Raw genomic sequence first — 17,210 nt, forward strand, 5'->3', positions numbered from 1 at the left:
AGTCCTTAGATGTTGAAAGCCGGTTCGAGCACCTTGGAGAAGAAGCTCCTGGTGCGCGGTTCCTGGGGGTTGGTGAAAATCTCCTGCGGGGTGCCCTGCTCCACGATCTGGCCCTGGTCCATGAACACCACGGTGTCCGCCACGTCCCGGGCAAAGCCCATCTCGTGGGTGACGATGATCAGGGTGGTGCCGGAGGTGGCGAGCTCCCGGATAACGTCGAGCACCTCGTTGACGAGTTCAGGATCCAGCGCCGAGGTGGGCTCGTCGAAGAGCAGGATCTTGGGATCCAGTGCCAGGGCCCGTGCGATCGCCACGCGCTGCTGCTGGCCGCCGGACAGCTGCCGCGGGTAGGCATCGGCGCGGTCCTTGAGGCCCACGCGGTCCAGCAGCTCCAGGCCACGGCGCTTTGCCTCTTCCTTGGAGGGGCGTGCTTTTCCGGGACGCTGCGCCACGACGGGCGCTTCGGCCACGTTCTCCAAAGCTGTGAGGTGCGGGAAGAGGTTGAAGTTCTGGAACACCATGCCGATCTCGGTCCGCTGCTTCAGGATGTCCTTCTCGCGCAGCTCATGGAGCCGCCCGCCCCGGACTTCGTAGCCCACCAATGTGCCGTCGATTGAGATGTGGCCGCCGTCCACCTTTTCCAGATGGTTGATGGTGCGCAGCAGGGTGGACTTGCCGGAACCGGAGGGGCCGACGATGACGGCAACGCCGCCCGGCTCAATCGTGAGGCTGACGCCTTTGAGGACCTCGGCGGCCCCGAAGGACTTGCGGACGCCGGTGATTTCCACCAGGCCGCGGGTGGCTGTAGCAGCTGTAACGGTCATCAGAGGCTCCTGGTCCGGTTGGCCACTGCGTGGGTGGCGAAGAATTTACGGGCTTTCTGCCAGGGGGTCAGCGGCAGGTTCCGCACCGCACCCTTGGAGTAGTGCCGTTCGATGTAGTACTGGAAGACGCTGAGGACCGAGGTGATCACCACGTACCAGAGCGTTGCCACCAGGAGCAGCGGGAGGACCTGCTGCGTGCGGTTGTAGATGACCTGCACGGTGTAGAACAGCTCGGAGTAGGCCAGGACGTAGACGATCGATGTGCCCTTGACCAGGCCGATGATCTCGTTGAAGGCGGTGGGCAGGATGGCCCGCATCGCCTGCGGCAGCACAATCCGGGTGGACCGCCGCCAGGCCGGGATGCCCAGGGCCGCCGCGGCCTCCAGTTGCCCTTGGTCCACGGAGAGGAGTCCGCCGCGGATGATCTCGGCCGAGTAGGCCGCCTGGTTCAGGGTCAGGCCCAGGACGGCGGCCGCGAACTGGCTGATCAGCGTGGTGGTCTGGACCTCGAAGAACCTCACGTCGGTGAAGGGGATGCCCAGGCTGATCTTTTCGTAGAGGTAGCCCAGGTTGTACCAAAGGAGCATCTGGACCAGCAGCGGCGTGGACCGGAAGATCCAGGAGAACGTCCAGGACGCCGAGACCAGCAGCGGTGAGGCGGACAGCCGCATGAGCGCCAGGATGAAGCCCAGGACGAACCCGAGCAGGCCCGAAATGGCCGTCAGCTTCAAGGTTTCCAGCAAGCCGTTGATCACGGACTGCGCGGTGAACCACTGCGCCACCACGCCCCATTCCCAGCGCGGGTTCGTGGCAAGGGACCACGCCACCGCCAGGACACCAAGCGCGACGGCGGCAGTCCCCACCCAGCGCCAGGGATGCCTGGCTGCCACCACCGGGTAGCCGGAGTAGTCCATGGCGGTCCGGGCAGGTGGCGCAGGCTGGGGAGCCGCTCCTGCCGTCTGTGCTGACTGTGCCGGCTGTGATTGTGCTGACTGCGCCACCTTCGTTGCTGCTGAACTCATGCGCCACCTCGCTTCTCGAATCGGGTTGGAGCCCGCTGCCCCGGTACCGGTCCTGGCTGGCCCGGTTGCTGGCTGCAAATCTAGGACCGCCCGGAAGAGGCCAGCAAGGCGCCAGGTTGCATATCGTCACGGGACTTAGCGTGGCGTCATGAGTCGGTTTTTTGCGTCCCTTGACGCGCTGTGACGCGGAGTTAACGGGCGTGACCAGGCGCTCGACCGCCGTCGTCACCGCTGCCTAGCATGGGCACTCCGGCGGCCCTTCCAAGGCCCCCGCGTCCCCGTCCGCCCCGCACCGCCGTCAGGAGCCCCATGCCAGCGAACATTCCGGCCGTCGTCTTCATTGGGGGCGGCCCCCGGGCGGCCGGCGTGCTTGAGCGGATTGCCGCCAACCGGCCTGAGATCTTCGCCGGCGCCCTGCAGATCCACGTGGTGGAGCCGTACGTCCCCGGATCCGGCCGCATCTGGCGGTACGACCAGCATCCCGGGCTGCTGCTGAACTCGACGGCGGCCGACGTCACCATGTTCACGGACGCGTCCGTCGCCTGTGATGGTCCCCCGGCGTCCGGCCCCGGACTGGCGGAATGGGCGGACGGCGTATTGGACGGATCCATTACCGATGTTCCGGACTTCCCCCGGCAGCTGCGGGACCAGCTTCACTCCCTCACGGGCTCCTCGTTCCCCACCCGCCAACTTCAAAGCCAGTACCTCGAATGGTTCTTCCGCCGCGCTGCCCGGTCCCTCGGCAAGAGCGTGACCGTGCACCGGACCACGGCGGTGGACATCGCCCCGCTCGGCGACGGCGCGCATGCCGTGGAACTGGCCAACGGGCGGACTTTGCATGCCGACATCCTGGTCACCGCGCTGGGCCACACCGACTCCCGCCCGGACGCCGCCTCCGCCGGCTGGTCCCGCTTCGCCGCCCGCCACGGCGGGTTCCATGCGGCGCCCAGCTACACCACCGACGTCGACTATTCAGCCATCGCCCCCGGGCAGGACGTGATCGTCGCCGGCATGGGCCTCGCGTTCGTCGACCTGCTGGTCCTCCTGATGGAGGGCCGCGGCGGGCGCTTCGACGAAACGCCCGACGGCGGGCTGCGCTACCTTGCGTCCGGCAGGGAACCCCGGCTGTGGGCAGGGTCGCGGCGCGGCGTGCCGTACCACTCCAAGATTTCGTCTGCCCTCCGCGGCCAGGCCCCCGGTCCGCTGCTGTTCTTCACCGCGGACGCCGTCGAGGCCCTGCTCCGGCGGCACGGCGAACTGGATTTCCGAAGCCACCTCTGGCCGCTGATCGCCAAGGAAGCCGGCTACGGCTACTACCGGGAGCTGCTGACCGGCAGCCCGGAGCGGGCCGCCATGGGCTGGGAAGAGTTCGCCTCGCGCTACTCCGGCCTGGACTGGTACAGCTCCGCGCGCACCGAACTCGTGGCTGCCGCCGTCCCGGATGCCGGCCTGCATCTCGACCTCGAGCGGCTGGACCGGCCCTTTGACGGGCGCCGCTTCGCCGGCCTCGGGGAAGTACAGTCCGCCGTGGCAGGGTACATCGGAGAGGACCTCGCGCTGCGGGACAGCCCGGACCATCCGGAGACCCTGGCACTCTTCCTGGCCCTGCTGCACGTTTACATGGAACTGGGGCGCGTGGTGCCTGCGGAACGGCTCAATGCACGGTCCCAGCAGACCGTCCACGGCTGGTGGCACGGGTTCTTCAGCTTTGTCGACTCCGGCCCGCCGCCCCACCGCCTGCGCCAGATGCTGGCCCTGCACCGTGCCGGGCTGCTCCAGTTCCTGGGTCCCGGCCTCGAGGTGACGGTCGACGAGGCCACCGGGCTGTTCCGGGCCACGTCCCCGCACCATCCCGCCGCCATCACGGCCAGCGCCTTCATCGAGGCCCGGCTGCCGTCCACGTCGGTCACCCGGTCGCTCAATCCCGTGCTCGCGTCCCTGCACGGCAGCGGGCTGGGCACGGAGCAGCAGCTGCTCACGGCCGACGGCATCCACTCCACCGGCAAACTGCTGGTTTCCGCCCGGCACCAGCTGGTGGATGCCGCCGGAACCCCGCAGGAAACCGTGTTCGGCATCGGGCCGGGAACCTCAGGCTGGGGCGCGGGAGCGTTTGCCCGGCCCAATACCAATGCCGCACCGTTCCGCGAGAACGATGCCCTGGCCCGGACCATCCTCACCGTTGCCCGTGGCCTGTCCGCCGAAACCTCCGCCACAATAACTCCAGAACCAGCCGCCGTCGGAAAGTACTGAACCCGTGACCGCAGAACCCGAACTCAAGCGCAGGCCCCTTGACCCCGCAGCCCTGGCGGTCCTGAACCTGCCCATGCACGATCCCCGCGTCCGGCCGCTGCTGGACGAACTCGCCGTCGAATACGACACCCGCTACGGCGACCTTTTTGGCCGGGGCGCTGCCGCAGAGGAGCTGAACCGGTACCCAGCCGCCGAATTCGAGGAGCCCCGCGGTGCGCTCCTGGTGATCCAGGAAAACGGCGAATCCATCGCTGGCGGGGCGTTCCGCCAATATGACGCCACCACGGCGGAACTGAAGCGGATCTGGACGCACTCCGCACACCGCCGTCGCGGCCTTGCCCGCATGGTACTCACCGAACTGGAGGCCCTGGCTGGCCGCCGCGGATACACCCGGCTCTACCTCACCACCGGTCCGCGGCAGCCCGAGGCCAAGCACCTCTACCTCACCACCGGCTATGAGCCGCAGTTCGACCTGGCCGCCGACCCCGAGACCATCGGGCCGCTGGCGTTCACCAAGGAACTTCCGGCCGCGCAGAACTGACCGGCGGAGTGCCGCCGCGCAGGCACCGGGCGCCGCTAAGCTGGCGCCATGGCCAACAAAACCACAGCAGAGAAGCTTGCCACCATCCAGAAGGGCTACGCGCTGGACGGTGCCACCATCGAACTGGGGGCCGCCATCATCGACGGCGAACTCCACAAGGACGCGCCGGTGCGGCTGCCGCTGGCCATGATGAACCGGCACGGCCTGGTGGCCGGTGCCACCGGTACCGGCAAAACCGTCACGCTGCACATGATGGCCGAGCAACTCTCCACCGCCGGCGTCCCCGTCTTCCTGGCGGACATCAAAGGTGACCTCTCCGGGCTGGCCACCGCCGCTACCGGCAGCGCTAAGCTCACCGCCCGCACCGAGGGCATTGGACAGGCTTGGCAGGGGAAGACGTTCCCGGTGGAGTTCCTGGCCCTGGGCGGCGATGGTAACGGGGTCCCCGTGCGGGCCACGGTATCGTCCTTCGGGCCCATCCTCCTCTCGCGCATCATGGAACTGAACGACACGCAGGAATCCAGCCTGCAGCTGGTGTTCTACTTCGCGGACAAGAACGGCCTGGAACTCATCGACCTCAAGGACCTCCGGGCCGTGATCCAGTTCCTGACCTCCGCCAAAGGCAAGGACCAGCTGGAGGAGCTGGGCGGGCTGTCCAAGGCAACCGCCGGTGTCATCCTCCGCGAGCTCGTGAACCTCGAGGCGCAGGGGCTGGAAAAGTTCTTCGGCGAACCCGAGTTTGATACCGCGGAGCTGCTGCGGACCGCGCCGGACGGCCGCGGCGTCGTCACCTGCCTCGAGTTGCCCACGCTCCAGACCAAACCGATGCTGTTCTCCACGTTCCTCATGTGGCTGCTCGCCGATCTCTTTGAGGACCTCCCGGAAGCAGGGGACCTGGACAAGCCGAAGCTCGTGTTCTTCCTCGACGAGGCCCACCTGCTTTTCAACGGTGCGTCCAAGGCGTTCCTGGAAGCCATCACCACCACCGTCCGGCTCATCCGGTCCAAGGGCGTGGGCATCTTCTTCGTCACCCAGACTCCCAAGGACGTTCCGGCCGACGTCCTTGGCCAGCTGGCCAACCGGGTGCAGCACGCCCTGCGTGCCTTCACCCCGGAGGATGCCAAGGCGCTCAAGGCCACCGTGTCCACGTTCCCGGTCAGCGACTACGACCTGGAGGAAACCCTGACCTCCGCGGGGATCGGCGAGGCCGTGGTGACGGTCATGAACGACAGGGGCGCGCCCACTCCTGTGGCACTCACCCGGCTGCGGGCGCCCGAGTCGGTCATGGGACCCAGCGATGACGCCCTGGTCCGGAGCACGGTGGCCGGCTCGGCACTCCTGCCCAAGTACGGAACCGCGGTGGATAACCATTCCGCCTTTGAGAAGCTGACCGGCAAGGCTGCCGCACCCACCGGTTCCGCGGTGCCGGGCGGGCCGCCGGTTCCGGGTTCCGGCGACGCTGCGGACGTGGACGCCGAGGCCCGCCGGATTGAGGAGGAGATCCTCGGCCGGCCCAGCAGCAGGCCGGCTCCCGGCCGGAACACTGTTCCCCGCACGCCGGCCGGGGCGCCCCGGTCTTCGCGGCCGGAGTCGGGCGGCGGGATGATGGACGACCTTGGCGGCGCACTCGGTGGCGCCTTGGGCGGCGGCCTGAAGAGCATGGCCAGGTCCATCGGCACCCAGCTGGGCCGTGAACTGCTGCGAGGCGTGTTCGGCACGTCGTCCCGGCGGCGCCGCCGCTGACCCGGGCCGCTCCCAAGGGGCTGCGGACGCCTGCTCCGGCTGCCGTCGTCGGGCCTTAACACCGTGCTTCTCCCCCACAAAGGGTAGACGCCGACTTCAGTGCGCGTTCGCACTAACGTTAGTGTAAGGAACGTGCAGATGAGTCAAGCGTTGGTGAGGATAGCGGCCGGATGGCTGCTGGGCCTCATGCTTGCCGTGGCCGGAGCCGTTGTTGCCGTGAACCTGGTGAACAAGACGGTGGCGAGTCCGCAGCAGCCGGTGCGTGAGTATCTGGACGCGCTGCAAAGCGGCGACGGCGGGAAGGCGCTGGGATTGTTGCGCGCCACCGTACCGCCCAGCAATGCCGCCATGCTCGATGGGACAGGGCTGCAGACCGCCGCGTCCCGCCTGGCCAACGTGGAGATCGGTGAACCGGAGGAGCGTTCCGGCAACCAGGTCATGGTGCCCATGGAATACACCATCGACGGCAGCCGGCTCCGCACGGAGTTCATGCTGCAGAAGACCGGTACCGAATGGATCTTCTTCAACACGTGGGCGTTCGTCCCGTCCCGGCTGCCCACGGTGGACATTACGGTGGTCAACGGCAGCGAGGCCAACGTCAACGGCGTGCCGGTGAACATGCCCAACGGCAGGAACTCCTTCGCGGTGTTCTATCCGGGTGAGTACGAGGCAGCCCTCAACGGGCAATACTTCTCGGCCCCCGCAACCCGCGCGACAGTCACCGCCCGGGACGTCCCCGTGGCGCCGCTCAACCTGCTGACCCAGGCTACTGCCAGCCTGAAGAAGGATGTGGCGGACAAGGTCAAGGAATTCCTGGACGGCTGCGCGGCGGAAGCGGTCAAGGAACAGAAGCTCCAGCCGGACTGCCCGTTCTACTACGCCAGCAACAACAGGGTCCAGGACGGCACCATCAAGTGGACCGTCACGGAGTATCCGAACGTTGCCATCGAACCCTTTGACGGGCGGTGGGTGGTGGCACCCCTGGACGGCAAGGCCAAGGTGGAAGCGCTGCAGCAGAACTCCTTCACCGGAATCTGGTACCCGCTGGAAGAAGAAGTGGACTTCAGCTTCACCACCCGCCTGGACGTCTCCGGCGGCGCGGTCAGGGTCACCCCGGTGCTGAGCTTCTAGGCCGCGCACGCCACTCTGGCCCGGGCCGCACGTCACGCCAGGCATGGTTTTGGCCACCTGTTCAGCGGCGGCCCTTTGTATTCCGGGCTTTTAGGGCAGGCACGCCCACAAAAGCATGTTCAGCGTGACGCAACGGCCGGCTGATGAGGACGTTCTACCTCCGCCGCCCCAGGACAGCCTGGACCTGGGCAACCATCTCACCGGGGTGGTGCACCACATCGGCGTAGTAGTAGCGCAGCGCTGTATATCCCTGGACGACGGATTCGTTGTTCCGCCGATGGTCCTTCTTGACCTGGCTCCACTCTGCATGGTGCCGGCCATCGAGCTCCACCGCCAGCCACCCGTCCAGCAGCAGGTCAACATAACCCACCCGTTCAAGGTAAACCTGGGTCTGCACGAAGATGCCGGCTTGGCGGAAATAGGTTCGCGCCAGCGTCTCGAGGAGGGAGTCGGCGCCTCTGTCCACCCACGCCAAAACTTCCCGGGTTTTGCCGTTGCGCCGGCCCTCGAGCCGCTGGCGGAGGAAGTCTACGGTCATGTCACCCCTGGAGACCGCGCTTTCGACCATAACCAGGGACTGGGCGAAGGGCAGGCAGCGCAGGGCGTGGACCAGTACGTCGGCGAGGGCAACGACAGGATGAAGCCGGGAAGGTGGCAGCAGCAGCCCTGCGTGGTGGATGGCCGAGTCACCCACTGCAGAATGTCGCTGGTGGTAGACATGCCGAAGACCTGGAGGATGCAGGCACCAGAGGCCGTAGTGCGCCGCGGCGCTGGAGCAGGTGAGCAACTCCCGGTTCCGCAGCACGGCAACCAGGTCCGGGGGCGCCGTCGGAAGCGCGTAAAGTCCCCGGTCCGGCTGCAGGATGCCCCTACGCACAGCGCGTCTGAGCGCGGCGTTGTCAACACCGAGCCGGGCAAGGGCAGGACGGCGGGCGGCTCCGCCGCAGCGGGCGAGTGCATCTGGGACATCCATTCGGCCATGCTGGCCGTGCCCCTGGGCGTGCGGCACCTGGTGGCAGCCCTTTGTGGAGAACTGCCGTATCTCGTACGTCACGTCAGGCACGTTTTTGGGTTCAGCTAGCAGCGGCATTCGCGCGAATCCGCGGTTCTTGCCAGGGTACAGCCACAAAAGGCTGCCGCCCGTGACGTTAGAGTCACGGGCGGCAGCCTTTTAAAAAGCGGACGACGGCGGCGCGTCAGTCCATGCCGCGGAGGTCCAGTACCAGCTCGGTGTCTCCGTCGGCCTGCAGCAGCACGGGGATGCCCCAGTCCTGCTGGTACAGGTGGCAGGCGGCGTGATCGGGGATCTCGCCGTCCTCGGTCTCCGGCCCGTCACAGGCGGCCGCCCGCGCGGTGATGTGCAGGATGCCTTCCGGTACGTCCTGGGACAGCTCAAGGGTCCGGAGAAGCCCCACCGATGTTCCGCCGCCGGATACCAGCAGCTCCGGGGGTGTAGAGGAGATCTTCAGCTGCGTGGGATCGCCCCAGCGGTCATCCAGCTTCTGCCCGGTGGGGGCGGTGAAGCGGACGGTCAGCTCCAGCGGGCCGGGGGCCACCGGGCTCTTGGGCCGGTGGGTCTGGGATGCGCCCTCGTCCACCTGCTGTGCTTCCTTGGGGATGGGGACGTACACCAGCTGGTGCTGGTTCGCCTCAACCACCACCAGCAGCGGCTCGGAGCCGGCTGCCTTGGTGTGGTCCACGATAACGTCGGAGGGTTCGGCCAGGCCGCGGGCCAGCGTGGAGACGGTCTTGGTGGCGGGGTCGTACCGGCGGACCGCGCCGTTGTAGGTGTCGGCGATAGCCACTGAGCCGTCCGGCAGGACCGTCACGCCCAGCGGGTGCTGCAGGCGTGCCTCCTCGGCGGCGCCGTCCCGGAAGCCGAAGTCGAACAGACCCTTGCCGACGGCGGTTTCCACGGTGATGGCGCCATCGTCGTCAATGGCCAGCTTGCGCAGGGCAGACGTTTCGGAGTCGGCCACCCAAATGCTGCCGTCGGCGTCCTCCGCAAGGCCCGAGGACTGCGCGAACCAGGCTTCGTGGGCCGGACCGTCCAGCAGTCCTTCGAGGCCGTTGCCGGCAATAATGTCCACTTCACCGGACACGGGGTCGAAGCTGAAGATCTGGTGGGTTCCGGCCATGGCCACCACCACGGCGTTAAGCTTGCGCGACCATACCAGGTCCCAGGGCGAGCTCAGGGAGACTTCCAGGGGATGGTCGCTGAGGCGGCCCGTGAACCCGGCAGCGTCCTCGTCCACCCGCGCGGGGCCGGTTTCGAGCAAACGCTGGACGCCGTTGCCGGCCAGGGTGGAGGCCTTGCCGTCTGTCAGCGACAGCCCGCGAAGGCGGTGGTTGACGGAGTCGGCAATGACGACGTCGTAGCCCACCTTGGCTGCCACGTCTCCCGGCAGCAGGACCAGGCCCTGGGGTTCGTTGAACTGTGCGGTCGCGGTGTCGCCGGCGGCCGGACCGTCGGCGTAGCCCTTGGTGCCCGAGCCGAAGGTGGCCAGGACGGTCTGGAAGTCGGTGCCGAGCTCCACGAGGCGGTGGTGGCCGGTGTCGGTGACCAGCCATGAACCCTGCGTTGCGGCACCTGCTGCCGCGCCGCCGTCGGACGCTTCATCTGCGCCGGAACCACGGCCTGCGGGAAGGAAGAGCGCCTTGCCCGGGAACCGCAGGGTGCCGGACGTCGGCTCGGGCGCCACGTACGGGCCGGAGCCGCGGTGCAGGGTGCCCTTGGCATCGTGTTCGGCGATGAGCTCGGGGATCAACACGGCCAGGCCGTCCGCGTGGCCCTCGCCGGAGAGGTGCGCCACGATGTAGCCCTCCGGGTCAATGACCACCAGGGTGGGCCAGGCACGGGCGGTGTACGCCTTCCAGGTCTCCAGCTCCGGATCGTCCAGGACCGGGTGGTGGATCTCGTAGCGCTCCACAGCGGCGGCCAGCGCCACCGGGTCCGCCTCGTGCTCGAACTTGGGCGAGTGGACGCCCACGGTGACCAGGACGTCCGAGTACTCTTCCTCCAGTGGGCGCAGCTCGTCCAGGACGTGCAGGCAGTTGATGCAGCAGAAGGTCCAGAAGTCCAGCAGCACGATCTTGCCGCGCAGGGCTTCAAGGTCGAGGGTCTTGCCGCCGGTGTTCAACCAGTTACGGCCCACCAGTTCGGAGGCTCGGACCCGGTGGTGGGTGCGTACGGTTTCGCTCATCAGCGTCCTTCCAGCTTGTTGCGGTCAGCCAGCTTGGCATCGCGTTCGGCCAATTTGGCAAACATATCGTTGTAAGCGGTGAGATCGGCGTCGTTATTCCTGTCGGCCGCCCGGTCCACCCGTTTGGTTTCCCGCGCATCGGACCGGGACCACATGATGGCGACGCCGATCGCCACCAGGAGGGTGGGCACCTCGCCGATGCCCCAGGCCACTGCGCCGCCGGTCTGCTGGTCCATCAGTGCGGACTGTCCCCAGTCCCGGCCCAGGTTGCCGAAGTAGTCGGCGGCCAGGAGGTTGGTGCCGCCCATGATCGCCACGCCGAAGAACGCGTGGAAGCCCATGGTGGCCAGGAGCAGGAGCAGCCGCATGGGGTACGGCGCCCGGCGCGGCAACGGGTCCGAACCGATCATGCTCAGCACGAAGATATAGCCCGTGAGCAGGAAGTGCACGATCATCAGCTCATGGCCCACATGCTCGCGCATGGCGAACCCGAACAGGTCGGAGTAATAGAACAGCACAATGGAGCCGGCAAAGTTGGCGGCCGCGAACAGCGGATGGGTAACCACCTGGGAGAACTTCGAGTGCACGAAGACCAGGATCCACTCCCGGGCTCCACGTGAACCGTCGCCGCGGGGTTGCAGGGCGCGCAGGGCGAGCGTGACCGGTGCACCCAGCACCAGGAAGATGGGGGCCACCATGGTCAGCGCCATGTGGTCCACCATGTGCGCGGAGAACAGGACGCGGCCATAGACCGACGGCGGCCCGGACGTGATGTAGGTCAGCACCAGCAGGCCGATCACCCAGTTAACGGACCGGAACCACTGCCACGTGTCGCCTCGGCGATAGACCTTTGCCACGCCGAGGAAGTAGGACACCAGCCCGAACAGGGCCACGGCTATCCAGAGCCAGTCGAGGCGCCATTCCGTCAGCCAGCGCTCCGGCGTGAGTTCGGGGGGCAGTTCGTACCCGGTCAGGATGAAGGCCGGCGACGCGTCCGGCGCATAGGTTGCGGGCTCCGGCGGGGCCGAACGCCCCAGGGCGACGGCCACGCCGGAGGTCAGGCCCATCACCAGGAGTTCTGCCAGGACCAGCTGCCACAGCACGCGCCGCGAGGACATGGTGGAGCCCTTGCGGCCCAGCTGCGGGATGACCCATTGGCGGTGCATGAAGCCGATCCCGCCCAGGACCAGGGTGGCTGCGGATTTGGCCAGGATCAGTTGGCCGTAGGCGGAGCCGAAGAGATCTCCCCAGTTGGTGATCCGGATGCTGGCATTGATGACCCCGGAGGCGAACACCAGGACAAAGGCGAAGCCCGCCAGGGAGGAGAACCTGCGGAGGGTGGATTCCGTGATGTCACCGGCTACCCCTGCCTTGGAACCGGTGAGGATGCCGGAGAGCAGGGCCAGCAGGATGATGCCGCCCACCCAGGTGCTGACGCCCACCAGGTGCAGGCCGAGGGAGTTGATGGCGCCCTCGTGGTCTGACGAGCTTGAGGAGTGGCCAATCAGCGCTGTGGGGACCAGCCCAATGAACGCCAGGACCAGGGTCAGCGCCAGCCCGCCGAGGGACCTGACGCCGAACAGCGCTGTGGTGACGACGGCGGCGATGATGGTGACGGCCAGCCAGGCGCGCCCCGTCTCGATGTCCGTCATGAAATACACCAGGGCCTGCGTGAACTCGGCGTCTCCCGAAAGCGCCTGCCCGGCGACGTCCGCGTACGTCAGGACCAGGACGGCGATTGCGGACAGGGTCCAGGTTGCGCCGGCGGCGGCTGCCACGGCCAGAGCACGGCTGAAGGCAGGGTGCTCCGGGCCGCCGTCGGCTTCGGACGCTTCCCTGGCCCTGCTGCGGGGCGCCAAGCTCCTGGGCAGGATTCCGACGGCGAAGATCAGGCCGCCGATGACCGTTGCCAGGGAAATGTTGTGGATGGCCTTGCTGGCGGGCAGGCCCCAACGCACCAGGGCGCCGGGGTCGGCGACGCCGCGGGTTGCCGCAGCACCGGAGAAGATGAGGGCGGCAACAAGGCCAAGGAATACTGCGGCCAGTCCGGCAAGCTGCCAGGGGCGTGAGATGCCGGAGGCGCCGCTGTCCTGCCCCTGCGCTCCCTTGCCGGGAGCGGACTGGGGGTTTGTGGAACGGGGTTTTGCGGCAGAAGACACCACTCCATTGTCCGCTACGCCTGCCCGGGCCGCGAATCGGCCTTAAAAGCAAAAGGAGCGGCAACCTCCCGGTCACCGCTCCTTTTCCACGCCGGCTCTGGGCCGGGGAGGAAGAAGCTTACTTCTTGTTGGAAACCGCAGCCTTGAGCTTGGAACCGGCGGTCAGCTTGACGCTGTGGCCTGCTGCGATCTGGATGGTCTCACCCGTCTGCGGGTTGCGGCCGGTGCGTGCTGCACGGTCGGTACGCTCGACGGCGAGCCAGCCCGGGATGGTGATCTTCTCGCCCGCGGCGACAGAAGTCTCGAAAACCTCGAACAGTGCGTCGAGGACGGAGTTGACGGCTGCCTGGCTGGTGCCGGCCTTGCCCGCTACCTCTGCAACAAGTTCACTACGGTTCTTAGCCATTTATGTCCTCCTGGACGGTCATCTTTATGGAGCCTGCACGCGGCATGCGCACAAGCCACTGTTCGAAAACTTACCAGCTTGGGCGGTCGAGGTCCGCAAATTCCGCGTGTTTCCGCGACTTTTTGAGGTTAATCACCGGATTTTGGGGGGTTTTCAGCCCCGATTGTGCCCTCAGCGGACGCTCTCTCACCTACTGCAGGTTCCCGGGCGACGCTCCATCAGCTGTTGCGGGTTCCCGGGTGACGCCGCATCACTTGTCCTGGGTTCGCTGTGGACGGCCTATCACCCGGGCGGATTGTCCGACGGCGGGACGGTGCCTTGGTGCCCCGCGGCGTGACCCGGGGTGGGTGCTCTGTCAGTTGTGGTTGTCATCCGGGGTTTTTGGGTGCGTTATCTGATAGGGCATCCCGGGGCGGTGGTGTTTAAATGCGGGAGGCCCCAACCATTTCTGGTTGGGGCCTCGACCTTAATGGTTGTCCGGCGGTGACCTACTCTCCCACACCCTCCCGGGTGCAGTACCATCGGCGCTGTGGGTCTTAGCTTCCGGGTTCGGAATGGGACCGGGCGTTTCCCCCACGCTATGACCGCCGTAACCCTTGCTCCACACCCCCGTGGGGGTGGGAAAACTTAGTAGTTACAACTGTGGTGTTGTTATTCATTTGGTGTTCCCTGCAACAAACGGGTTTGTTGTTTGGGAACCACATAGTGGACGCAAGCAGTCTTGTTTCTTTTTACCCGACCCTTGGTGCAAACGCTTTTGAAGTTCGTTTGCGGGGAGGGGTGTGTGGTGTAAGTTGTTGGCCTATTAGTACCGGTCAGCTTCACGAGTCGTTAGTCCTCGCTTCCACATCCGGCCTATCAACCCAGTGGTCTGGCTGGGGGCCTCTCACACACGAGGTGTATGGAAATCTCATCTTGAAGCGAGCTTCCCGCTTAGATGCTTTCAGCGGTTATCCCATCCGAACGTAGCTAATCAGCGGTGCACTTGGCAGTACAACTGACACACCAGAGGTTCGTCCGTCCCGGTCCTCTCGTACTAAGGACAGCCCTTCTCAAATTTCCTGCGCGCGCAGCGGATAGGGACCGAACTGTCTCACGACGTTCTAAACCCAGCTCGCGTACCGCTTTAATGGGCGAACAGCCCAACCCTTGGGACCTACTCCAGCCCCAGGATGCGACGAGCCGACATCGAGGTGCCAAACCATGCCGTCGATATGGACTCTTGGGCAAGATCAGCCTGTTATCCCCGAGGTACCTTTTATCCGTTGAGCGACGGCCATTCCACAATGTACCGCCGGATCACTAGTCCCGACTTTCGTCCCTGCTCGAGATGTCTCTCTCACAGTCAAGCTCCCTTGTGCACTTACACTCGACACCTGATTGCCAACCAGGCTGAGGGAACCTTTGGGCGCCTCCGTTACTTTTTAGGAGGCAACCGCCCCAGTTAAACTACCCATCAGGCACTGTCCCTGACCCGGATTACGGGCCGAAGTTAGATGTCCAAAGTGACCAGAGTGGTATTTCAACGATGACTCCACCCGAACTGGCGTCCGGGCTTCAACGTCTCCCACCTATCCTACACAAGCCACTCCGAACACCAATACCAAACTATAGTAAAGGTCTCGGGGTCTTTCCGTCCTGCTGCGCGTAACGAGCATCTTTACTCGTACTGCAATTTCGCCGAGTTTATGGTTGAGACAGCGGGGAAGTCGTTACTCCATTCGTGCAGGTCGGAACTTACCCGACAAGGAATTTCGCTACCTTAGGATGGTTATAGTTACCACCGCCGTTTACTGGGGCTTAAATTCTCAGCTTCGCCGTGAGGCTAACCGGTCCTCTTAACCTTCCAGCACCGGGCAGGAGTCAGTCCGTATACATCGTCTTGCGACTTCGCACGGACCTGTGTTTTTAGTAAACAGTCGCTTCCCCCTGGTCTCTGCGGCCCCGATCCCCTCCACACCGCGAAGGTGTATCAAGGTTGGGGCCCCCCTTCTCCCGAAGTTACGGGGGCATTTTGCCGAGTTCCTTAACCATAATTCTCTCGATCGCCTTAGTATTCTCTACCTGATCACCTGTGTCGGTTTGGGGTACGGGCGGCTAAAACCTCGCGTCGATGCTTTTCTCGGCAGCATAGGATCACCAAATCCCCCCAAACGGGGGTCCCATCAGATCTCAGGCATCATGAACAGCGGATTTGCCTACCGTTCGCCCTACATCCTTAGACCGGGACAACCATCGCCCGGCTCGGCTACCTTCCTGCGTCACACCTGTTAATACGCTTGCCTCCCAGGATCAGGTCCTGCGCTCCACCAAAACCCTCACACCACAAGGGTGATCGGGCAGGTCTCGGGCAGTTAGTATCCCCTGTTCAGCATGGGCGGTTTTTCGCCGGTACGGGAATATCAACCCGTTGTCCATCGACTACGCCTGTCGGCCTCGCCTTAGGTCCCGACTTACCCAGGGCAGATTAGCTTGACCCTGGAACCCTTGATCATTCGGCGGACGGGTTTCTCACCCGTCTTTCGCTACTCATGCCTGCATTCTCACTCGTGTAGGCTCCACCGCTGGTTTACACCGCGACTTCACCGCCCACACGACGCTCCCCTACCCATCCAAACACCTGAACCACGAAGGCTTAGTCATTGTTTGAATGCCACAACTTCGGCGGTGTACTTGAGCCCCGCTACATTGTCGGCGCGGAATCACTTGACCAGTGAGCTATTACGCACTCTTTTAAGGATGGCTGCTTCTAAGCCAACCTCCTGGTTGTCTGAGCAACTCCACATCCTTTCCCACTTAGCACACGCTTAGGGGCCTTAGTTGGTGGTCTGGGCTGTTTCCCTCTCGACTATGAAGCTTATCCCCCACAGTCTCACTGCTGCGCTCTCACTTACCGGCATTCGGAGTTTGGCTGACGTCAGTAACCTTGTAGGGCCCATTAGCCATCCAGTAGCTCTACCTCCAGCAAGAAACACGCAACGCTGCACCTAAATGCATTTCGGGGAGAACCAGCTATCACGAAGTTTGATTGGCCTTTCACCCCTACCCACAGCTCATCCCCTCCATTTTCAACTGAAGTGGGTTCGGTCCTCCACGACGTCTTACCGTCGCTTCAACCTGGCCATGGGTAGATCACTTCGCTTCGGGTCTAGATCACGCCACTGCAACGCCCTATTCAGACTCGCTTTCGCTACGGCTGCCCCACACGGGTTAACCTCGCGACGTAACACTAACTCGCAGGCTCATTCTTCAAAAGGCACGCCGTCACCAGAATCAGACTGGCTCCGACGGATTGTAAGCACACGGTTTCAGGTACTGTTTCACTCCCCTCCCGGGGTACTTTTCACCTTTCCCTCACGGTACTGGTCCGCTATCGGTCATTAGGGAGTATTTAGGCTTATCAGGTGGTCCTGACAGATTCGCACGGGATTTCTCGGGCCCCGTACTACTTGGGATACTCTCACAGGCGGTACAAAACATTACGGTTACGGGGCTAACACCCTCTCTGGCCGGCCTTTCAAAACCGTTCACCTATGCACGCACATCACACCCCACCAGCCCGGCAGAACTGGTATGGAAAGTCCCACAACCCCGACCATGCAACGCCCGCCGGCTATCACACATGGAACGGTTTAGCCTGATCCGCGTTCGCTCGCCACTACTAACGGAATCACTATTGTTTTCTCTTCCTGCGGGTACTGAGATGTTTCACTTCCCCGCGTTCCCTCCACGCACCCTATGTGTTCAGATGCGGGTCACCAAGTCACTCGCGCGCTTGGCGGGGTTTCCCCATTCGGACACCCTGGGATCACAGTCCGGTTATCGACTCCCCCAGGCTTATCGCAGATTCCTACGTCCTTCTTCGGCTCCTAATGCCAAGGCATCCACCGTGTGCTCTTAAAAACTTGACCACAAAAGATCAAAAAACACG

Annotated in this window: 10 protein-coding genes and 2 rRNA genes; 4 read left to right on the top strand and 8 right to left on the bottom strand. The window is 64.7% G+C overall.

Going from position 1 to position 17,210, the window contains the following annotated elements:
- Positions 1–5 precede the first annotated feature (5 nt).
- Together B5520_RS02265 and B5520_RS02270 are read right to left on the bottom strand one after the other, a co-directional pair.
- On the bottom strand, positions 6–824 hold the full coding sequence (locus B5520_RS02265; protein WP_079595431.1) for an amino acid ABC transporter ATP-binding protein: 819 nt from the start codon (positions 822–824) through the stop codon (positions 6–8).
- Positions 824–1,846 (bottom strand): amino acid ABC transporter permease, encoded by a 1,023-nt coding sequence (locus tag B5520_RS02270; RefSeq protein ID WP_176156733.1) that lies wholly within the window; start codon positions 1,844–1,846, stop codon positions 824–826. The genes B5520_RS02265 and B5520_RS02270 overlap by 1 nt, the downstream gene beginning before the upstream one ends.
- Before the next feature lie 309 nt (positions 1,847–2,155).
- Here B5520_RS02270 and B5520_RS02275 point away from each other — a divergent pair, with 309 nt between their 5' ends.
- From B5520_RS02275 to B5520_RS02290, 4 genes are all read left to right on the top strand, one after another.
- Positions 2,156–4,096, top strand: coding sequence for an FAD/NAD(P)-binding protein (locus B5520_RS02275; protein WP_079595433.1), 1,941 nt, complete (start codon positions 2,156–2,158; stop codon positions 4,094–4,096).
- A 4-nt stretch (positions 4,097–4,100) separates the two neighbouring features.
- Complete coding sequence (locus B5520_RS02280) at positions 4,101–4,637, top strand: GNAT family N-acetyltransferase (protein WP_079595434.1); 537 nt, start codon at positions 4,101–4,103, stop codon at positions 4,635–4,637.
- A 48-nt stretch (positions 4,638–4,685) separates the two neighbouring features.
- Positions 4,686–6,380: a helicase HerA-like domain-containing protein gene (locus B5520_RS02285; protein ID WP_079595435.1), complete on the top strand. Its 1,695-nt coding sequence runs from the start codon at positions 4,686–4,688 to the stop codon at positions 6,378–6,380.
- Between the two features lie 138 nt (positions 6,381–6,518).
- The gene (locus B5520_RS02290; protein WP_176156735.1) at positions 6,519–7,511 is read left to right on the top strand and encodes a hypothetical protein; all 993 of its coding nucleotides are present in this window, start codon (positions 6,519–6,521) and stop codon (positions 7,509–7,511) included.
- A 154-nt stretch (positions 7,512–7,665) separates the two neighbouring features.
- Here B5520_RS02290 and B5520_RS02295 read toward each other — a convergent pair whose 3' ends face one another.
- The 6 genes from B5520_RS02295 to B5520_RS02320 all read right to left on the bottom strand — a co-directional run bounded on the left by B5520_RS02295 (position 7,666) and on the right by B5520_RS02320 (position 17,190).
- Positions 7,666–8,484 carry a DUF559 domain-containing protein gene (locus tag B5520_RS02295; protein ID WP_139386198.1) on the bottom strand — a complete coding sequence of 273 codons (819 nt, stop codon included), beginning with the start codon at positions 8,482–8,484 and terminating at the stop codon, positions 7,666–7,668.
- Positions 8,485–8,707: 223 nt separating this feature from the next.
- A complete protein-coding gene (locus B5520_RS02300) occupies positions 8,708–10,714 on the bottom strand; it encodes an NHL domain-containing thioredoxin family protein (RefSeq protein ID WP_079595437.1) in 2,007 nt (668 codons plus the stop codon).
- A complete protein-coding gene (locus B5520_RS02305) occupies positions 10,714–12,876 on the bottom strand; it encodes a cytochrome c oxidase assembly protein (RefSeq protein WP_079595438.1) in 2,163 nt (720 codons plus the stop codon). The genes B5520_RS02300 and B5520_RS02305 overlap by 1 nt, the downstream gene beginning before the upstream one ends.
- A gap of 115 nt (positions 12,877–12,991) precedes the next feature.
- A complete protein-coding gene (locus tag B5520_RS02310) occupies positions 12,992–13,279 on the bottom strand; it encodes an HU family DNA-binding protein (protein ID WP_009358243.1) in 288 nt (95 codons plus the stop codon).
- Between the two features lie 475 nt (positions 13,280–13,754).
- Positions 13,755–13,871: ribosomal RNA gene (rrf, locus tag B5520_RS02315) — 5S ribosomal RNA — on the bottom strand.
- Between the two features lie 192 nt (positions 13,872–14,063).
- Positions 14,064–17,190: ribosomal RNA gene (locus B5520_RS02320) — 23S ribosomal RNA — on the bottom strand.
- Positions 17,191–17,210: the final 20 nt, after the last annotated feature.

This window comes from Arthrobacter sp. P2b (assembly GCF_900168295.1).
Lineage (GTDB): Bacteria > Actinomycetota > Actinomycetes > Actinomycetales > Micrococcaceae > Arthrobacter.

Coding starts and splice junctions, on each gene's coding strand:
- B5520_RS02265 (WP_079595431.1), bottom strand. CDS start 824: ATGACCGTTACAGCTGCTACAGCCACCCGCGGCCTGGTGGAAATCACC.
- B5520_RS02270 (WP_176156733.1), bottom strand. CDS start 1,846: ATGAGTTCAGCAGCAACGAAGGTGGCGCAGTCAGCACAATCACAGCCG.
- B5520_RS02275 (WP_079595433.1), top strand. CDS start 2,156: ATGCCAGCGAACATTCCGGCCGTCGTCTTCATTGGGGGCGGCCCCCGG.
- B5520_RS02285 (WP_079595435.1), top strand. CDS start 4,686: ATGGCCAACAAAACCACAGCAGAGAAGCTTGCCACCATCCAGAAGGGC.
- B5520_RS02290 (WP_176156735.1), top strand. CDS start 6,519: ATGAGTCAAGCGTTGGTGAGGATAGCGGCCGGATGGCTGCTGGGCCTC.
- B5520_RS02295 (WP_139386198.1), bottom strand. CDS start 8,484: ATGGATGTCCCAGATGCACTCGCCCGCTGCGGCGGAGCCGCCCGCCGT.
- B5520_RS02300 (WP_079595437.1), bottom strand. CDS start 10,714: ATGAGCGAAACCGTACGCACCCACCACCGGGTCCGAGCCTCCGAACTG.
- B5520_RS02310 (WP_009358243.1), bottom strand. CDS start 13,279: ATGGCTAAGAACCGTAGTGAACTTGTTGCAGAGGTAGCGGGCAAGGCC.